This window comes from Salinibaculum rarum (genome assembly GCF_030505615.1).
GTDB lineage: Archaea > Halobacteriota > Halobacteria > Halobacteriales > Haloarculaceae > Salinibaculum > Salinibaculum rarum.
Genome location: NZ_CP129994.1, coordinates 369,761 through 386,224 on the forward strand (window position 1 = coordinate 369,761; position 16,464 = coordinate 386,224).

The 16,464-nt window shown below is 51.6% G+C and carries 23 protein-coding genes and 1 pseudogene; 2 read left to right on the forward strand and 22 right to left on the reverse strand.

Translation table 11 applies throughout. The annotated features are described in order from the left end of the window. Nucleotides 1-38: 38 nt before the first annotated feature. On the reverse strand, nt 39-743 hold the full coding sequence (locus QYL91_RS17305) for a transcription initiation factor IIB family protein (protein WP_302083162.1): 705 nt from the start codon (nt 741-743) through the stop codon (nt 39-41). A gap of 606 nt (nt 744-1,349) precedes the next feature. Next, nucleotides 1,350-2,339: pseudogene (locus QYL91_RS17310) on the reverse strand (transcription initiation factor IIB); the annotation flags it as partial. A 240-nt stretch (nt 2,340-2,579) separates the two neighbouring features. Here QYL91_RS17310 and QYL91_RS17315 point away from each other — a divergent pair. After that, nucleotides 2,580-3,239: a S26 family signal peptidase gene (locus QYL91_RS17315; protein ID WP_302083165.1), complete on the forward strand. Its 660-nt coding sequence runs from the start codon at nt 2,580-2,582 to the stop codon at nt 3,237-3,239. Here the strand turns inward: QYL91_RS17315 and QYL91_RS17320 are convergent. The 4 genes from QYL91_RS17320 to QYL91_RS17335 all read right to left on the reverse strand — a co-directional run bounded on the left by QYL91_RS17320 (nt 3,225) and on the right by QYL91_RS17335 (nt 6,451). Next, nucleotides 3,225-3,935, reverse strand: coding sequence for a hypothetical protein (locus QYL91_RS17320; RefSeq protein ID WP_302083167.1), 711 nt, complete (start codon nt 3,933-3,935; stop codon nt 3,225-3,227). The genes QYL91_RS17315 and QYL91_RS17320 overlap by 15 nt on opposite strands. After that, complete coding sequence (locus QYL91_RS17325) at nt 3,932-4,672, reverse strand: hypothetical protein (protein ID WP_302083169.1); 741 nt, start codon at nt 4,670-4,672, stop codon at nt 3,932-3,934. The genes QYL91_RS17320 and QYL91_RS17325 overlap by 4 nt, the downstream gene beginning before the upstream one ends. A 203-nt stretch (nt 4,673-4,875) precedes the next feature. Next, the gene (locus tag QYL91_RS17330; RefSeq protein ID WP_302083171.1) at nt 4,876-5,265 is read right to left on the reverse strand and encodes a hypothetical protein; all 390 of its coding nucleotides are present in this window, start codon (nt 5,263-5,265) and stop codon (nt 4,876-4,878) included. After that, nucleotides 5,237-6,451 (reverse strand): hypothetical protein, encoded by a 1,215-nt coding sequence (locus QYL91_RS17335; protein ID WP_302083173.1) that lies wholly within the window; start codon nt 6,449-6,451, stop codon nt 5,237-5,239. Before QYL91_RS17335 ends, QYL91_RS17330 begins: the two co-directional genes overlap by 29 nt. Nucleotides 6,452-6,789: 338 nt before the next feature. On the opposite strand from QYL91_RS17335, the gene QYL91_RS17340 reads away from it, so the two are divergent. Further along, nucleotides 6,790-6,927, forward strand: coding sequence for a hypothetical protein (locus tag QYL91_RS17340; RefSeq protein WP_302083175.1), 138 nt, complete (start codon nt 6,790-6,792; stop codon nt 6,925-6,927). Here the strand turns inward: QYL91_RS17340 and QYL91_RS17345 are convergent. The 16 genes from QYL91_RS17345 to QYL91_RS17420 all read right to left on the reverse strand — a co-directional run bounded on the left by QYL91_RS17345 (nt 6,924) and on the right by QYL91_RS17420 (nt 16,432). Beyond that, entirely contained in the window at nt 6,924-7,397 is a 474-nt protein-coding gene (locus tag QYL91_RS17345; protein WP_302083178.1) for a hypothetical protein, read from the reverse strand. The two genes, QYL91_RS17340 and QYL91_RS17345, sit on opposite strands and share 4 nt — an antisense overlap. Nucleotides 7,398-7,403: 6 nt before the next feature. Beyond that, nucleotides 7,404-7,817, reverse strand: a complete 414-nt coding sequence (locus QYL91_RS17350; protein ID WP_302083180.1) for a hypothetical protein — start codon at nt 7,815-7,817, stop codon at nt 7,404-7,406. Between the two features lie 150 nt (nt 7,818-7,967). Continuing rightward, complete coding sequence (locus QYL91_RS17355; protein WP_302083182.1) at nt 7,968-8,348, reverse strand: hypothetical protein; 381 nt, start codon at nt 8,346-8,348, stop codon at nt 7,968-7,970. 222 nt (nt 8,349-8,570) lie between these two features. Continuing rightward, nucleotides 8,571-9,035: a hypothetical protein gene (locus QYL91_RS17360; RefSeq protein ID WP_302083184.1), complete on the reverse strand. Its 465-nt coding sequence runs from the start codon at nt 9,033-9,035 to the stop codon at nt 8,571-8,573. A 35-nt stretch (nt 9,036-9,070) separates the two neighbouring features. Then, the gene (locus QYL91_RS17365) at nt 9,071-9,574 is read right to left on the reverse strand and encodes a ribonuclease HI family protein (protein ID WP_302083186.1); all 504 of its coding nucleotides are present in this window, start codon (nt 9,572-9,574) and stop codon (nt 9,071-9,073) included. Between the two features lie 111 nt (nt 9,575-9,685). Continuing rightward, entirely contained in the window at nt 9,686-10,546 is an 861-nt protein-coding gene (locus QYL91_RS17370; RefSeq protein WP_302083188.1) for a DNA cytosine methyltransferase, read from the reverse strand. Between the two features lie 5 nt (nt 10,547-10,551). Continuing rightward, nucleotides 10,552-10,929, reverse strand: coding sequence for a hypothetical protein (locus QYL91_RS17375; protein ID WP_302083191.1), 378 nt, complete (start codon nt 10,927-10,929; stop codon nt 10,552-10,554). After that, the gene (locus QYL91_RS17380) at nt 10,926-11,195 is read right to left on the reverse strand and encodes a hypothetical protein (RefSeq protein ID WP_302083194.1); all 270 of its coding nucleotides are present in this window, start codon (nt 11,193-11,195) and stop codon (nt 10,926-10,928) included. Before QYL91_RS17380 ends, QYL91_RS17375 begins: the two co-directional genes overlap by 4 nt. Nucleotides 11,196-11,212: 17 nt before the next feature. After that, nucleotides 11,213-11,506, reverse strand: coding sequence for a hypothetical protein (locus QYL91_RS17385; protein WP_302083196.1), 294 nt, complete (start codon nt 11,504-11,506; stop codon nt 11,213-11,215). 166 nt (nt 11,507-11,672) lie between these two features. Continuing rightward, on the reverse strand, nt 11,673-12,680 hold the full coding sequence (locus tag QYL91_RS17390; protein WP_302083198.1) for a hypothetical protein: 1,008 nt from the start codon (nt 12,678-12,680) through the stop codon (nt 11,673-11,675). 146 nt (nt 12,681-12,826) lie between these two features. After that, nucleotides 12,827-13,447 (reverse strand): hypothetical protein, encoded by a 621-nt coding sequence (locus QYL91_RS17395; RefSeq protein ID WP_302083200.1) that lies wholly within the window; start codon nt 13,445-13,447, stop codon nt 12,827-12,829. Next, entirely contained in the window at nt 13,444-13,983 is a 540-nt protein-coding gene (locus QYL91_RS17400) for a hypothetical protein (RefSeq protein WP_302083202.1), read from the reverse strand. Before QYL91_RS17400 ends, QYL91_RS17395 begins: the two co-directional genes overlap by 4 nt. 16 nt (nt 13,984-13,999) lie before the next feature. After that, nucleotides 14,000-14,305 (reverse strand): hypothetical protein, encoded by a 306-nt coding sequence (locus QYL91_RS17405; RefSeq protein ID WP_302083204.1) that lies wholly within the window; start codon nt 14,303-14,305, stop codon nt 14,000-14,002. Between the two features lie 68 nt (nt 14,306-14,373). Next, nucleotides 14,374-14,517, reverse strand: coding sequence for a hypothetical protein (locus QYL91_RS17410; RefSeq protein ID WP_302083206.1), 144 nt, complete (start codon nt 14,515-14,517; stop codon nt 14,374-14,376). Nucleotides 14,518-14,729: 212 nt separating this feature from the next. Beyond that, the gene (locus QYL91_RS17415) at nt 14,730-15,209 is read right to left on the reverse strand and encodes a hypothetical protein (protein ID WP_302083208.1); all 480 of its coding nucleotides are present in this window, start codon (nt 15,207-15,209) and stop codon (nt 14,730-14,732) included. A 785-nt stretch (nt 15,210-15,994) separates the two neighbouring features. Continuing rightward, nucleotides 15,995-16,432: a hypothetical protein gene (locus QYL91_RS17420; protein WP_302083210.1), complete on the reverse strand. Its 438-nt coding sequence runs from the start codon at nt 16,430-16,432 to the stop codon at nt 15,995-15,997. Nucleotides 16,433-16,464: the final 32 nt, after the last annotated feature.

Sequence of the window (16,464 nt, forward strand, 5' to 3'; positions counted from 1 at the left end):
GCGGGTCAATCCACTAAAAACCAGTGATTCCGCGGTTCTCAGAGTTCTTCTAGGAGTTCTTGGTATGTTTTACGGATTGTGACAGTTGAAATGTCTGCAACCTCACTCACATCGTCTTGAGTGAGGTTTTTGTTAGCGTTACAGAGTAATGCTGCGGCGTAGATTGCGCTTGCAGCCACACCACTTGGTGCTTTCCCAGTAATGACAGTATCCGGGGTTTCTTTTAGGAGTTCAACTGCACGGGTTTCAACTTCGGTGGCGTCCTCCTTCTTGAGGACGCCGCGTTCCTGGAGATCGGTGATGAAAGAGGGGATGTATTCATCTGGCGATGCGCTCGGCACGGGAATTTCCAGGACTTTTTGGAGGTGTTTACTGTCGCGTGCGAGTTGTTGTTTCGGCCGTGAATATTCTGGGAGAGACGTTAGAATGGTGTGAATTTCTGATTTTTTCACTGGGGTGTGCTCGATGCGTGTTGCCAGATGGAAGGCTGCGCCAGCGACAGAGTTTGTGTTTCGGCCTTGCAAGACTTCGTTCTGATGGGCATTACGGAAGAGCATGGCAGCGGTTTCACCAACAGAAGTGGGGAGTTCTGTTTGGACTACACAGGTGCTGATTGTCCGAAGGCCGCGTCGGAGTGAGTCAGCCAGTTCTTGGGCTGGTGCAGGTTGTAAGGATTCAAATACGGACTGTGTTTGTGTGTTATTCGATTCCGGTGGTTGGTTAGAGGATGAATTTGAAGACATGGTGAGCGGGAGTGGTATTGGTACTGGTGACAGCGCGCTCGCTTCACTGTGTTTGAATGGCGAGCGCGCGTCTTACTGTGATTTCTTCGGTGTGGGTACACATATTGGAAGCATATACTTAAACGTGAGGTATCCACAAGCTAACTCTACTCGGTCTTGATGCCCGGACCAGCAAAAACCATTCACAACGTTGGTGAGCAGTTAATTCTCATCAGGGATGTGTTCACTCCCATGCATTATTCCAATGTGCTTGTTCCGCCCATTTTTCCCCTCGAAATCATACCGTCCACACTTTGGGCAGGCAAGTTCGTGATCGAAATTAACGTTGGAAGCAGTATTGGTGTTTTCTTCACTCGTAGGAATTTGCTCACTCCCATGAACCCTTGAGATATGGATATTGCGACCTCGTTTGTTTTTGAAATCCGAATCACCACATTCTGGGCATTCAAGAGACTCGCTACTAGTATTGGCGTTAGGCTGAGAGGCGTTAGTGCTACTGTTTGATTCAGTGGGTTTGCTCGCTGGTTCCTTGCTCGTCTCAGTTGGCTTGGACCTCTGGGTGGTGAGAGTGGAGGAAGTAGAGCTATCAGTCTTGTTCTCGTGGTCATCTCTTAATCCGATGAGTTCCTGATAGAGATTCCGGATGCTTACTGCCGTGATGTCAGCTGCATCAGCAACTTCACGTTGCGTGATTTTCTTGCCGATGATGAGGCTTGCAGCGTAGATCGCTGCTCCAGCAACCACAGTTGGTTTCTTCCCGCTGCCAACTGTAGAGTGGAACGCAGCTTCCGATAGTTCACGCGCAATCTTTTCAGCGCGCGCTGGGAGAGTAGATGGGATGTCGTTGATGATTTGTGGGACGTACTCTTTCGGGTTCACTGGCTCAAATGAGAGATTTAGATCTTGCTTGAGTTGTGTGAAACATCGCGCAATGTGCAGCCGTTCAACACGACTCACTGGAACGAGTTGGTCAAGTGGTCGGGGTGTTCCATGCATTCTCGCTGCACCATACAGGCACGCTGTTGCTACGCCTTCAATAGATCGGCCAATGACAGTTTCTGCTTCTGAGGCGCGCTCATAGAGCATTGCTGCGGTTTCCTGTGCGTCTTTTGGGATGCCGAGAGCACTTCCCATTCGTTGAATCTCATTATTCGCTTGTTTTTGTGCACGTTGTCTCGAATTCTGCGTTCGAAATCGTTCATTCCATTTGCGAAGCCGCTGCATCTTCGCGCGTTGCTTACTGCTTAGAGATTGGCCTCGTGCATCCTTGTTTTGCCAAGAAATATTCGTAGAGAGTCCCTTGTCGTGCTGAAGGTTTGTCGTGGGAGACCCAACACGACTCCGGTCTTGGCGTTCTTGATGGCTGAATGCACGCCATTCAGGCCCACGATCGATTCCGTCTTCATCAACGACGAGACCACATGTTTCGCAGATGCGTTCTCCATGTGTTTTATCAGCGAGGACCTCTCCACCGCATTCAGGGCAGACTGTTTCATCGGTGGTTGCCTCTTCTGTGGTTTCAGCTGACGAGGGAGTGTTATTAGTCGTTTCGTCGGGAGTGTGCTGACTGGTGAGATGAGTAGGTGTTTTTGACATGGGAATTGTGGGAGTGGTGATGACTGCGTACTGGCCTGTACTCAGCATGCGCAGGAGCCTTTGCGGTTTTCTCTCTCAAGGCTCCTGCGCGAAATGGTTCTGAGTGCTTCTGATGGTTGAACAGTTGAATAGAGTGGTGTGACACACAAAAAAGTCAGACCCGGTGCGGTTGCACAGTTGATTTGGAACGACCCCGTACCGGGCTATCGTATAAGTCGGTGTCACTCAGAAATTATAGTAATGGCACGGAGTGATACCGCAGATGAGTCAGTTTTCTACGATGCATTTACAACCATTACAAAAGCTATCAATGAGTTTCGAACATCAGATGACCTCTTCGCAGTTGTTATCACTGATGCTATTCGTATCGGTGTGACCGTTGCTGTCCTTGCTGCTGTTCTTTACGGTGTAACTGGTGTTTGGCCGCCGTTTGCTGCTGTTGAAAGCGGGAGTATGCAGCCGACACTTGAGCGTGGGGATCTCGTTATTACTGTAGATGAAGAGAAGTCTGCACCGTCAGCTGCACATGGTGATACCGGTGTCGTGACAGCACGCGCCGGAGAACGCGCTGACTATCGCACATTCGGTGGGCCTGGGAATGTCATCTTATACAGTGCTAACGGGACTGGTCAAACGATAATTCACCGTGCTCGATTCTGGGTGGCCGAAGGCGAAAACTGGTACCACGACGCGAATATGGAGTACATTAAAAACGCGAGTAACTGCACAGAACTCCAGTACTGCCCGGCACCGCATGCTGGCTTCATCACAAAAGGCGATGCAAACCGGCATTACGACCAAGTAACCGGTATTAGTGAGCCTGTGAAACCAGAGTGGATAATCAGCGAAGCAAAATACAACGCGCCATCACTGGGGTATCTTCGCTTACTTCTCTTCTAGAGAGAGCATTGATTGCAATTCGTCGTGATTCTCTCGGACAGTCAATTGTTTCTCAGTTTCATCGAGGCTCCGATGCGGCAAAAACCGATAGAATCGTTCTTCATCATGGATTGAGACATCGTCTGCACGAGGATATCCAACTCTATCCCACTCGAGAACAGTTCGATGTGTCCAATCAGCGACATACATGAAGTCCGTTTTATTCCGAAATTGCTCAATAACATCTACACGGTCACGTAGTAACGCTTGAAGTGCGATACCCGCAGTTTCACCTATTTTCTCACCAACGTAGTACCACTCGTTTGGCATCGAAGACTTGTCCACTGCGAACATCGTGTATCGTTGTGGCGAACTCGAAATACGGGCACTTGGTGGATGCGGGAATCCATCTGCCCAAGTTAACCCCGGACCGATAGTGCACTCGTCTGATGTGGATTCTTGGAAGATATTCGACCACGCGTATGTGGTCTCACGTCCCAGCTGAAAGAGCAATGCACCATCAGTGACTTTTGCTACATTGTGGTCGAATCGCAGAGACTCTCGGATTGCTTTTCGCACCGCAGTTGCAGCGTAGTCAAGCGATGAATCGAGATGTGACGTTTCCTCGTTGAACGGTTGGTTCTGGACGCGACCAACAAATCGTGTTTTCTTTGGGCCATACGGACTGTCGCCAACCATCACAGCAAATTCCGTCATAGAGTATCACTCTCACTCACGGAAGAGAAGACATCATCAACGAATGTGAGCTCTGAAGAGAATAACGAATCAGTAGTATACGTTGAAACGGTGTCTACAGCAGAAACATGCGGTGGCCATGTCCATTTTCCTCGCTGCTCGACGACGTCACGAATAGCCGGGAATGCAGCATCCGCGGTTGATGTCCCAATGTGTCCATACGGGTCATGGAGGTCTTGCCCATCAACGTACCCAATAAGGTACGAAGCATCGTCAACGCGGCACGAATTGTTTGGTACTGCTTCAGGAGGAATGACATCATCATCCCAGAAGAACTCTTTTTTGCAGATGCGGTCAGCCATCCCGTCTGGGTCTTCATCAATAATTTCTTGTTCTTCGTGCCCGAGTTCATGCCATCCGACATCAACAACATCACGCGCTGCAAGCTCGAAAACTACGATGTGGTCTTTACCGAAGAACACGTCTGATTCTGGATAAACGCGCTGTGACCCGCCGATGAGCACCGCGATATGTTCTGGATTCGATGCATCCATTGATTCTGGGACTTTGAACCACCCGCCTTCAGGTCCAGTTTCCCAGACACGCTTTACTGCACCGGTAACTGCCGGTGCATAGTCACGAGAAGCTGAAACTGGATTCTCGTTGCATGTTTCTGCGATAGTTGCTTCACCGATATAATGCGTTGTCTCGTCAGTGAAGTCGTCCGTAGCGACGACGTAGTATTCTGTTTCTGTCATGGGTTCAAAGAATTGCTCAGTTGTGAACAGTACCTGGACTGTCCCGGCGCGCCTTCACTCGTTTTTGTATGGCGCGCCAGGACCGAACCCTATTTCCGCAAAGTCGGTTTCCAAATCAAATCTTGTTGGTCTCACAGATCTGATCCCTGGCGCGCCACAAGACTCACGAGTTCTCCCAGTGCTGTGCGACAAAAAATATGCAATCACGGGTCAAATTGATGCATTCTCGGCGGATTCCGTTGTAACGGGATGTACTCCACCGGGGTTCCCTCCATGATGAGGACCTCGTGATGACGGCTTGGAAGTAGACTGCACAAGTCAATTGTGTAAACCGTGCCTTCAGCGTGAAGTTCACACCACCAGTGCCCATCGTACGTGACACCGATATCACTCACGTCGGTTGGTTTCGCGCCTTGAGATGGATCGTCGTAGAATGCGCCACGGATAGTGTCCGCAGTGAATCCATGTTTTTCAGCAGCAAGAGTCGCTGCACGTGCTGTGTATGGACAATATCCTACGAGGGTATCTTCTGGAATAGCATCTCTGGCTAATGTTTGACCATCGTTAATTATCTGTTTCAGTGCCGTTATCATCGGTAGTTTCGGGAGAAGTGCTGTTGGTGGTGTCAGTAGAGTCTTCAGAGTCAAACAAACCGAGTGTTGGAGATTCGTGTGTTCCTGGTGCCTCGTCTGAGGAGTCCAATTCTCCGTTAGTGCCTTGCTGTTCGTCAGTGTTGGTGGGAGTCTCGTGTTTGTCAGGCGTCGGGATTTCAACAGTGCGGAGGCATTTCCGACAGACGTGCGTTGTTTGTGTCTTGATTGCTGTGATTGGCATCCCAACGAGCGTTATGATGCGTTGTCGAGTTAATTCACCAAGTGCACGTGTCTGTCCAGACTCACAGTTCGTGCAGGCTATTGCATCAGCTCCGCGAAGTAGCGTAGTTCCGGTCACTGTTTGGAGGCCAGTTGTTGGAGCCGGTTGTGGATTGAGAGTAGCAACATCTCGGAGTCGCTGGATTTGCCGTTTCACGTCATCAAATTCATCTTCTGTGAGAGCGAATACTCGCGTGTCGAAATCAGCACCTGGTGAGAGGCGTTTGTCAAGTTGCAGTGCGCGATCGTCGGTGTCTGGAGCATCTAAGAGTGACGCGTCGAAACTAGATGGTTCAATGTCAATCCCGAAGACGTCAGATTCGTCAGCAGCAATAGTGATCAGTTGATATTCCTCAGGGGTCTTCCCGATGAACCGATCTTCTCGGAAGTCTTCGAACCGCTCTGTTGGATGGACACGTGTTAGATTCGTTGTAATGACTCTCCCAGATTCGTGGATAAGCGTGTATTCTGGTTCCTGCACTTCTCCATCCTTCATAGCGATAATGTATCCTAGATAGTATCGGTCGAAGAAATGGTCAAGTCCACTTCGATATTCGAGGCCGTAGTATGGTGTTTGCTGTTTAGTGTTCATCGAGAGGCCAGCACGCAGTAGGAGCGGGTGTCCAGGGAAATCGCTGGTTTCGGTGCTGACTTTCTGCCGGTCGGCACCGATTGGATCGTAGTATGCAAACGTGTCTTCTTCACTAGGGGTGATTTGGACGTTTCGCGTGTTTCGAGCAGCGGTTGCGAGTTCTCCAATCGGGTCATCCCCGTAATGAGACGCATGCCATGCGAGCGGGCGTTCGAAGTATTCCCGAGCGTGACGAATGCTCTCAAATTGCGGATGAGACATGTCGAATTTGTCGATTGGATCAACCGGCTCGGTGTCGGTGGCGTCGTCAGTCATAGGGTGTGAGACTTCAGTTTGTGGTCGGTTAGTGAGTGATGCAGGCGTTGAGCTGGACTGTTGGTGAGTGGTGGGCATACTGGGATTTGGGGTGGTGATCTTCTGAGTGCGGTTCTCGGGAGTACTTGTGAAGCCGCCAAGCGTTCATTCCGCCTGTAGATCGCTTGGCGGCGCCCAGTGTATGCCGGAGCCATTCGGTTCGGATGTTATGGGTGTGTCTTCTGTAGTGACAGCTACAGCAAAGAATCCTCGGGATCAGGAATGAATTCATCGCTGTGAAGAGAAGTTCTTGATTTCAGAAATGCTTATTCGCTCGTATCCAGGATGAATATTCTGATGTGGGCATTCCAGAAGATGCTAAAGCAGACATTCAACAGGAGATAGTACAGCAATTGGAAACGCTGATGAACACGGACAACACCGATACAGAGAAATTACAAGAGTTCTACGATGTCATCTCTGTTGAAGAGCATTAACTCGTAGGAAGGTTGATTCCAGTATCGCTGTTTGTGTAGCGTGCGAGCCACACAGGAAGTGGCTGGATTGTGATAGCGATGTGGTGCATATCCATCATCTCGTTCACGTCTTCACTTCGTGGTTCAACGTTTGTGATGATGGCTGTGCCACGTTTCCGGATATGATCGTGTAGATCACCGAGAATCACACCGAGTGGCTGTTGATTGAATAGCAAGTCAGATACGTGCGCTGTAACACTGTCTTCACTACGACTGAACGCGGATGCGAGTCCGTTCTCAGGATTCCCGGTATACGGGCCGCGTTTTTTCTCTGGGATAGCAGCCCACAGCTCATCGACGAGATCTTTTCGCACATCATCCGAGAGTTCTCCATTCTCAAGCGCGTGCTGAATAGCGCGCTGCGCGTTGAGACTCGGCTTATCTTCTGCACGATACGCTCTGTTCATGGCTTCAATGGCTGCATCAGTCATACTTGTTTAAGGTGCATTGACGGGTGAAAATGTCATGTCTTCCGGGTACGACAACACGAGTTCAGCCGTGTACACTTCGGCTTCTTCGTTGTATTCGAGATGATGAGATTCCCAGTCGAAGTCGGTGATAAGAGTGTCTAACGGGCCCGATATTTCGGGCATACTAGCACGGACTTTCAGTTCACCATCACCAATGATTTCTGCGTTGGCACTTCCATAGTCGCAGTCAATCTCGGTGACACGGTCATGGATTTCTTCGAAAGTCATCTGAAGGTCTTCAAGTGCCTTGATACGGTCAACGGTTTTCTGAATCGGCCGTTCGAACGCCGGGAAATACAGGTCGTCACCTCCTGTTACAGTGCAACAGGTATCTTCATCCTCGGATGTACGATTAGTTGTTGCGGGTGAGGTATTATGCATAGTTGAGAGTTCTGTGTGTTTGGGACGCGCTGCGGCGTGTGCGTCTACCTGGTCTTGTTGCGCACACGCCGCTGTGGTACCGCGGAGTCCACTCCTAGTTAATTATCGGGCGTGTTGGACTCAGAAACAACAATCTGGGGAGAACTCGAATCACTCAGGGTCGAACGCGAGGTTGCATTCAGCGCAGTAAAGTGCGGCGTCGTCGTCCATCGGGTTTCCAGTCACGGTACCGTGGCAGTTGGGACACCGCGCGGTTATGTTCGGGAGGTACTCTTGCAGCACGTCGTATTCTGTTTCGGTGAGTGAAGAGATTTCTTTCACGGTGAGGGCTTGACGAAGGTCGCTACTCTCCCACCGATTTTCGTCGATGTGTTCTGTGTCGGGGCCGTAAAACTGGTTGAAGAACGCAGTAATGACGGCGTCACGGTGAGATGCTGGGGCATCGCACACGAGTCGAGAATTGACCTGCTGGTCGCCAATTTGGTGTTCGATGCGGACGAGAACTGGGTCAGTTGGTGTGTCAGGTGTCATGATTACCTTTTGATGACGTGGTTTGCGGATTTGCATACTGGTAACCCGCGGCGCACGACATTCTACTCTGTTACGTGCGCCGCGGTCGCAGCACGCCTCTTTGGAGGCGTGCTACTTGTGGAATGGGACCCACTCCCTGCTGGTGTGGGTCCCATGAAACTCTGGGTAGGCCTGTATCTTCGCTGGTGAAGTGAAAAGAGTGTAGATTGTTTCGGGTTTGATTCACTGGTGTGCGAATGGAAGAGTTGTCCCTGTGAACATGTTTGGAGCGCGTTGACTAATCTCTTTTAAGAACGAGTACGGCGTTGTAGTGTCAGCGTCACAAATGATGTCTCGAGTGTCAGAGAGTGCGTATGGAAGCATTTCTTCATCACGTGCAGTATCCAATGCACGACGCCCTTTGTCGGTTAATTCATATTGAGTAACCGTGTGTGAAACGTTAAATGGCCCGATTTTCGTGACATCGGTAGTTTTGATGAAGTCACGGTCAGAAAGACGGGTGATGTCAGTGTACAAGTTGTGACAGTATGGGCCGTAGTCACCGGGTCTGAAAGTGTAGCTATCAACGTCGTTGAGTTCATCTTGGAGAAGAAACACTGATTTCAGGAATGGTGTAATCCCAACGAGTTTCTCACCGGTGTTCTCATACGCGTCAAGAACGGTGAGTGGGAGCAATAGTGAATTCATGATAAATTGTCACCTCTTAAATTGAAGGGTGTCACTCAGGGTTTTACGTTATCGAGTGCCGCAGATGCGAGGCCATCTGCGCGGTGATTGTTGTCGCGGGTGACATGGTCAAGAACAACTCCGTCAAACCCTTCAATGAGAGCGCGAACGCGGTTACACAGTGTAGTGAGATTCTCCGCATTAACGTCGTATTCACCGCGAACCTGCTTGATGACTAGCTGAGAGTCACCACGAATCAGCAGTTCTGAGATGCCTGCGTCAAGCGCGGTGCGCAGTCCTTCTTCGATCGCGTGATATTCGGCTTCGTTGTTCGTTGCGTGGTCAGCGAAGTGATGCGAATCAGTGGTGAGCTCATCCCCGGAAGCGTCGTACAGCACGTATCCGTACGCGGCAGGCCCGGGATTATTCTTGCAAGCACCATCGAAGTACAACGTTGGTATCTCACGCTGCGCCGCAGCAGGAGTGTTTGCATCGGTGTTAAGATGCTGTGTGCTCGAGGGGTGTTCGGCAGTATTGGATGGGTTGGAAGTATGACTCATAGTTTGTTAGAGCGGTGTACTTGGGCTGATTAGTGTTCGCGGCGTCTCCACACGCTTCTTGTGGACGCCGCGAGCCTGCGGTGTCACTGAGATTGAGATATGTGCTGTGGTTCATCTCCAGACACCTCCGTTTCCGGGATCAGTGTCGTCGTTGAGGTGCGGGTGTGAGTGAATACCGGTGTCAGTTGGCGGGTCGTGAACGAGAAGTTGATCTTTGCGTTGTGGCATGAGTCCTGGAACTGAGGGACAGTGATGAAGAATCCACGTGACGTACTCTGTTGGCATCGCCGATCTGACGCTTTGCTTCCCCCATTCTGAAGGAACGCCTTTCGCGTCCGCTAGTGCTTCGACGGACTGGTTGTCTCGTGTATCGATAACAACGTCAGGATCAGTGTCAAGGTACGCGCTCGGACACTTGAATGTGGTTTCAAAGTGCCGTTCAAGATTAAATGGAAGTCCGAATGCGAGGCCATTCACACGGACATTCGCCTTGAGATCGCCAATTTTCGTAGCTCGCGGAACGTTTTCGATGACGTAGTGTGGCGCCATCTCTAAGAGGAATTCTCGGAACTCGTCAGTGATGCGCGGATTTGCTTCAAGCGCGGCTTCTTGACTCCCGTAATGCGTTGGGCTGAGCGACGAGTATGCAGTACATGGGAACGACGCCCAAATCACATCTGCTTTGAACGACTCGTAACTCCGAAACCCGCCTTGCACTCTGTCTGCGAGTTCACTCGGAGAAACATTGAATAAATCGACTTGCTTAAACCGCCCAGGATAGCTGTCGCTATAGTCTTCGATGTCGAAACCGATGAACGCGAACTGTTCAATCGGGAGTGGTTTCTCAAGGAGTGCGCGACCGACACCACCACGCCCACAGAAGAAATCGGCAACTTGGTACCGCCAGTCAGTTGTCCATTCCATCCCGATATCGGAGTGGTCGTGCAACGGTGTACTACGAAGTGAAGTCATCGTCTCTATACCACCTGCTCAGAGCCGTCGACGTATCGCGTGACGGTCGCGTGTGGTTTCGTCACTGTTCCGAACGCTTTTCGGAGTTCAGCATCAGCTGGGTTCACCTCGTCGAGTGGTTTCTTTGGGCCGTATTCACTGCCATCTGTGTCGTAGAATTGCGCGAAGTAGTCACCGCGATACTCAATGACAGCAGCAAGCCGCCCAACGAAGTACTGAGCCTTGATGTCAGGAGCTGGTGCGCCTTGCGCAACACACAAGATGTCACCACGTTCGATTTCGGTTTGTCCAGCAAGAGTTGCAGCACTGTACGCCGTTCGGGTGTGTGCTGTGGCACTTCGTTCCGTTCGTAACTGATCTGTGTCTGTGACTAGTGGGCTCATAAGTCGTCTACGTTGATTGGCGGGTTGCTGTTTCGTGGATCTTCAGTGTCAACGAAGACATCAGTTTCTACGCCGTGAATTGGCATCAAGCGTATCCAGCCGTTGTTGAGTCCTCTCGCGTTAGCCTTCAGTTGGCACACTAACTGCCGGTCGTCATCATCGTTGATGACGGGAATCGCCAAGCCATCGTTATGCGGGAGTTGACTGCCTTTGTTGTATGTCCAGTCGTACTCAATCATGGTAAATAGGGCTGGTTCATCGGCCATTGTTGACTGGTTCAGTACTAGTTTTCGGACGCGTCACTCATGAGGGCTGGGAGATCCGATTTGACATCATTGATGTCGGGGCACGTCCCGAGTGTTTCGCCGTCTACCCACTTGTCAGTGTATCCCTGGAGAATAATTTCCCACCAAGGGTCACCGCGGGCGTTAGGATCAGGTTCTTCTTCACGTGCGATGATCCGGCAGTGCGCGTTGTCGTTGAGGAAATCTTCAACGAGAATGATTTCCGCCCGGTCATTAGGTTCGGTTGTGGTCGCCTGTTCAGCAGGCTGGGATGGTAGTGTGTCCGAGGTCATGGTTGAGTCTTGGAGGTGGTGAGGTACCGCGCCTTCACGCTGTGTTATGGGCGCGGTACCCTTGACCGCGTATTTAACCGGGCGAAGGCGTCACGACACAAAAAGAGAGAGGAAGATCAGCGACGTCGCGTTTTATCAGCGGACAAGACGAATACCCTGAGGCGATTCACTCGTCGAGGCCAGGATATCCGTCAAAGTCAGTGCCGAAGTCGTCGTCGAAATGAGTTTTGTAGGCCTTTTCGGTGATTCGGTGAACAGCCACCATATCCACCGCGTCCTGCTCGAGAAGCACATCGATGAGAATGTCGATTCCTTCCAAGTCACATTCCCATCGGAGAACATTTGAGAGATATTTCGCATGGACCTCGTCCCAATGTTCTTTGTTGACTTTTTTGATTGCGTCTTTCATTTCAGGCTCGTTGACGATCCGGACTTTATGTTCGCCTTCATCGTTTACGTACCGGTCAAGAGCAATCCCAACGTCAGCGTCTTCAAGACTCCCACGACCGCAGAACTTTCCGCTGTCGTTTTGCGAAATAAGGAGTGCATCACTGACGGAGGCAGAATTCCCGATGACAGCTTGAATAATCGAGGCATCCACCCAAGCTTTGTCCGATGAGGAATCGAGACGATACCGCGTCGCAGCACGCTGTTCAGCCATCTGTGCATGCTCCGCAGCGGAGTAATCACTCCCATCGATTTCTTCGGCATTCTCTGCTTGGTTTTCGTATTCGTCGCGTTCGCTGAGGGTGTATGCAACTTCGCTGAGTGCCGCGAGATTCCGGAACATCAACTGTCCGGAATGCGCTGTTTCAGGGAATGCAACGAAGAATGGTTCCCAGCGATCGTAATTCGGGTCTCGTTCACCGCACTCGTTAGCGACAAACCACGGATGCGTCTTCACAAGCACAGCGTCCGTCCGGGAGATGATCTCCATCGCGGCTTCGAGTTTCTGTTCAGCTCCAGAAATCGAATCGAAGTATGCACCGTCTTCGTGTTCACCTTCGTGTTCGCGGGCTGCGGCTTTCAGATCGGCGGTGCCATCAGCGTCAATGAAGTCGATTTCGTCCTTGATTTCGTCGCTGATCGGCATCCCGAATTTGACGCGCTGCTCGTTTCGCTGCTGGTTGGAGGCGATGCTGTCGGCCTGGTTTCGCTGTTGAGTCTGACTCATGGGAAATAGTCTACTGAGAGTGTTTGAAGTTGGGTTCGTGGTGCGCTGAGGGTGATGTGCCTTGATTGTGACTGGGCAGTGTACCCTGTGCGCGGGCGCTCCATTTGGGTCTCCGCGCCCGCGCCCCTGGCGTCTGCGGCGCAGTACTAGATCTCCGAGCGGTTAGCGCGAAATTTTCGCGGGTCGAAAAACGATTTCTCAAAGGCGGTGTTGCACGTACAGTTGTTACTTATCACAGGTTGATTACAGAAGCCGTGAGATTCAGGAACAGTTACTTCCGCGGTGTTGTCTCCGATTGCTGCAACGAAGTCCCATGGTTGATAGTATGACCAGCCTTCAGATTCGAGCGCGATGAGATTCGCATCATCCACAACGACAAACGACGGCGCGACACCCTCTACGGGGTCGTAAATATCTTTAATCATCCGAAGCCCTTCTCGACGATCAGGCTTGTACGTTGAGATTTCTTCGCCATTTTCATCATGTGGCTTGTCGAATGTTTCCTCGACATCTGGGATGTTCACTGTGTCCCAGAGAGCCTTTGCGGTGCGAATCCCAGGGATACCGGCTTCTGAGACGAGATGTTGATTCCCTGTTGCCCAAACATCGATGTGTTGGGTGTCCGGGCTGTGCGCGAAGTATTTCACCCATTGAAGTGGGACAGCCTGCCGGTCGCGTGGTGGATTCACGTCGACGGTGTAGTCACGGTCAAAACAGAGGACAAATTCTGGCGGCGTTGCATGTGGAGTTCGTGGGATGTCAGTCATGTAGTTGCGTGCTCGTATGCGGTTTGCAATTCTGTGAGGCGCATATGTTCCTTAGTCTCTTCATGGAATGTTGATTTCAAGTTTTCCGGCGCCGTGTGACAGTCTTGGCAGAGGTTTCCTGTGTAAAGTCGCCCATTCACAACCATTGGAGCATCCCGAATAACGGCTTGTTTCCCGCAGCCGTAGTGGCACTGTTCTGCTTCGTGTGCTTCAACAGTGAATGAATCGTCAAGTTCACCGTCTGTTGGGAAGCCCATCAACCCGTCTGATGCACCGGTAATCGCATTGAGCACTGCGTCATGAAGAGTATCAACGTCAGTATTCTCAGCGCGAACAGTGAGCTCTGCATGGTGGATAGTTGTTTCAAACGATGACACGCCAGCGTCTTTGAGAGCGTCGACGGCTTCACCTTCGATGTTGAACTGTGGGATGTCCCAGTCACACGCGATAGTGACAGTGTACAGCGGAGTGGTTACATCTGTGCGTGGATACGAAAGATGGGTGGTGTCAACGGGTTCAGGAGGGGTTTCAGGCATGAATTATCACTGCGGGTTACGATGTGGGGTCGAAGTTGGGAAGTACGTCGGCAGCGTCAGTTGCGGTGAAGACGCCAGCGTTGATGCAGCGCTGCACGAATGATTCACCACCGTAGTTGTATGCTTCCTGTACTGCATCAGCGTGATTTTGGTCGATGTGTTCACTGCATATTGGTTCAATGTCGAGTTTCTTGTCAACACTGAGTAGTCCGCGATTTGCGGTTTCGACGACAGTCGTGTCGTCACGAGTTGGGTCCATTTCACAGAGTGTGCAGGGCTGTGCGTCGGGTTCTGTGTCGGCGGGTGTGTATTGGGCAGGCATCGGTAAGGCTCTTGGAGAGTTATTGAGTGTAGTAGCGAGAATCAACTAAAGGTACGGGTTCGGATTTTTCACAGGTCGCTGTGTGGGCCACCAGCGAAGATGTCACCGGTTTGCTGTGCACGACAGTGTTCGTCTTCAGGAGAAAGACCGCTGTGTTTTTCGGTGGTGCTGATGCTGGTCGTGTCTGTAGTGGGTTTGTCTTGGGTGCTCATGGGTCGCCGCGCCTCCACTCGTGCTTGTGGGCGCGGCGACCTCGATTGCGCGGCCCAACGTTAGATTCCGAGATTCGCAATGGTGATCGGCTCGGCCATCGGCCGAGGACCTCGCTAGCGTGGCCGCGCGTTGCAAGCTGAGATCTCGAAGGTGGACGCCGCGCCTCACACCAGGTGAAGCAAAAAGAAAAGCCTGTGACCGGCGATTCTAGTCACCCGTCGATGAGGGGTCCGCGACCGTCATCATCGTCGGTGTTGTAGTAGATGGCGGCTTGCACGTCAGCTCCGTTCGCCGCAGCGAACGCGAAAGAGTAGACGACATGCTTGTAGAATTTCGGAAGGACAACTTTCCGCAGCGCAGTGTAGTCTGCATCAATGAAGTTGTGGATTGTCCATCCGGTTGCTTCGCGGTTTGCTATTTCAATTGCTTCAGGGATGAGTGCCGCATTCGCCTTTTGGATGAATGCGGATTCGAATGATTGGCGAAGACCCTGTGCGAACGCAGGCGTCGGAGTGAATTCATCAAACCCGCGAGTGGCGAGTTCTTTGTTGGTGAGAGGGATGAGGCGCATCCCGTTTTGGATTCCGTACGCCTGGAACATGTTTTCAAGCTGGTCGTGCGTGAGCGCAGTTAGTCCCTCGTCGCCAAGAGTGACGTCGTCAGGGAGTGCGCTGTGTTGGTTCGTCGCCATTGTGATCACGGTTTGTTAGTGGAACTTGGGAGCCTCACCGCGCGTGGCGGGCTCACTTCTGTGTGTTTGCCCGCCACCGCATGGTGTTGCGGAGACCCGGTGATGTCACAGAGTCGGCACTCAACTGTCCCAGTTCAGTGCCAGTATCCGTGTGTGGTGGTGACACACATAAGAAGGCTACGGTGGGATGTCTTCACAGGTCGTGAAAGAGAATGGTTTCCCTTTTGAGATCACGCGTTTCACTGATTCTTCTATGCGACGTGGTTGCAGCCATCCCGTTTCCCAATTACGACACCGAAGTTTTGCCACGTATGTATCCCGTTCGTACTGAATTATGACGTGCGCAAGTTCCCATCGTGCAACGCGGTATGGCACTCGCATTGCTACATTTTCTTCTTGAAGGTGTGTGACTGGGTCGGTAACATCGGGTTGCGACGAAGATGTGCCCCGAACAGCCGTGGCGATTCGTCGAAGTATGCGAGCCGGTGCTTGTGGGATGTCTGGGACAGCATTACCGAGTGAGTTGGAATTTGAAGTGGACATAGTATGGAGTCTCGGGCCCGTCGCTCTGCGTGGCGGGCTTCACCGTGCCTGGTGATGGCCCGCCACGCAACCCCATCACGGTGTGCTGTTAGCGGTTCGGTGTGTGATGGCTCGAATATTTTCTCGCGTGAGGGGTTCACCGTGAGGTGAGGCGAACTCGAAATGTCTGAGTGCTTCGCGGCTTACGTATCACAACGAAACAGTCGTTTGATCCGTTCCCTGGGAATATCTCAAGGGTGTCGTCAGTCGGCAGTTGGTGGCGTGTTTTTGTTGTCTGAGGCGATTTCGCTCACGTTGATGCCGGTTGCATCGAACTGTTGATTGCGGTTTGCTGGTGCCATGATGCGTTGGTGTTCTAGTCGAGTTTTCAGGGCGTTGATGTACCGCTCCACGTTAAGCGCGGCATCGATGTGGTCCGTGTCGAGGTACATACTGCGAATGCGTCCGAGTGCGCCAGTAAGGTAGTTCCATTTGACGGGTGTCAGTTCGATTTCGATAGCGCGTGTTGAAACTCGTGGATCATCAGAGAATGCAGTATCGATTTGAGAATTGAGCTCAGTGAGGACCTCTTTAGCGTGGCCGGTTCGCTTGTCAGATTCGATGCAGGCTTCGACGTGAGCGGTGATCTCAGCCCACGCGTCAGGGCTGAGCCGCACGGTATCAGTGGTTTGAGTAGCCATGGGAAACCTCGGGTGTTGTGAAACCGCGGCAG

Bases quoted from the DNA above. Each gene is read 5' to 3' on its own strand.
- QYL91_RS17345 (WP_302083178.1), bottom strand. From the start codon at position 7,397: ATGACTGATGCAGCCATTGAAGCCATGAACAGAGCGTATCGTGCAGAA.
- QYL91_RS17360 (WP_302083184.1), bottom strand. From the start codon at position 9,035: ATGAATTCACTATTGCTCCCACTCACCGTTCTTGACGCGTATGAGAAC.
- QYL91_RS17330 (WP_302083171.1), bottom strand. From the start codon at position 5,265: ATGATAACGGCACTGAAACAGATAATTAACGATGGTCAAACATTAGCC.
- QYL91_RS17415 (WP_302083208.1), bottom strand. From the start codon at position 15,209: ATGGCGACGAACCAACACAGCGCACTCCCTGACGACGTCACTCTTGGC.
- QYL91_RS17320 (WP_302083167.1), bottom strand. From the start codon at position 3,935: ATGACGGAATTTGCTGTGATGGTTGGCGACAGTCCGTATGGCCCAAAG.
- QYL91_RS17395 (WP_302083200.1), bottom strand. From the start codon at position 13,447: ATGACTGACATCCCACGAACTCCACATGCAACGCCGCCAGAATTTGTC.
- QYL91_RS17350 (WP_302083180.1), bottom strand. From the start codon at position 7,817: ATGCATAATACCTCACCCGCAACAACTAATCGTACATCCGAGGATGAA.
- QYL91_RS17365 (WP_302083186.1), bottom strand. From the start codon at position 9,574: ATGAGTCATACTTCCAACCCATCCAATACTGCCGAACACCCCTCGAGC.
- QYL91_RS17370 (WP_302083188.1), bottom strand. From the start codon at position 10,546: ATGACTTCACTTCGTAGTACACCGTTGCACGACCACTCCGATATCGGG.
- QYL91_RS17375 (WP_302083191.1), bottom strand. From the start codon at position 10,929: ATGAGCCCACTAGTCACAGACACAGATCAGTTACGAACGGAACGAAGT.
- QYL91_RS17390 (WP_302083198.1), bottom strand. From the start codon at position 12,680: ATGAGTCAGACTCAACAGCGAAACCAGGCCGACAGCATCGCCTCCAAC.
- QYL91_RS17315 (WP_302083165.1), top strand. From the start codon at position 2,580: ATGGCACGGAGTGATACCGCAGATGAGTCAGTTTTCTACGATGCATTT.
- QYL91_RS17400 (WP_302083202.1), bottom strand. From the start codon at position 13,983: ATGCCTGAAACCCCTCCTGAACCCGTTGACACCACCCATCTTTCGTAT.
- QYL91_RS17325 (WP_302083169.1), bottom strand. From the start codon at position 4,672: ATGACAGAAACAGAATACTACGTCGTCGCTACGGACGACTTCACTGAC.
- QYL91_RS17410 (WP_302083206.1), bottom strand. From the start codon at position 14,517: ATGAGCACCCAAGACAAACCCACTACAGACACGACCAGCATCAGCACC.
- QYL91_RS17335 (WP_302083173.1), bottom strand. From the start codon at position 6,451: ATGACTGACGACGCCACCGACACCGAGCCGGTTGATCCAATCGACAAA.
- QYL91_RS17355 (WP_302083182.1), bottom strand. From the start codon at position 8,348: ATGACACCTGACACACCAACTGACCCAGTTCTCGTCCGCATCGAACAC.
- QYL91_RS17380 (WP_302083194.1), bottom strand. From the start codon at position 11,195: ATGGCCGATGAACCAGCCCTATTTACCATGATTGAGTACGACTGGACA.
- QYL91_RS17420 (WP_302083210.1), bottom strand. From the start codon at position 16,432: ATGGCTACTCAAACCACTGATACCGTGCGGCTCAGCCCTGACGCGTGG.
- QYL91_RS17385 (WP_302083196.1), bottom strand. From the start codon at position 11,506: ATGACCTCGGACACACTACCATCCCAGCCTGCTGAACAGGCGACCACA.
- QYL91_RS17305 (WP_302083162.1), bottom strand. From the start codon at position 743: ATGTCTTCAAATTCATCCTCTAACCAACCACCGGAATCGAATAACACA.
- QYL91_RS17405 (WP_302083204.1), bottom strand. From the start codon at position 14,305: ATGCCTGCCCAATACACACCCGCCGACACAGAACCCGACGCACAGCCC.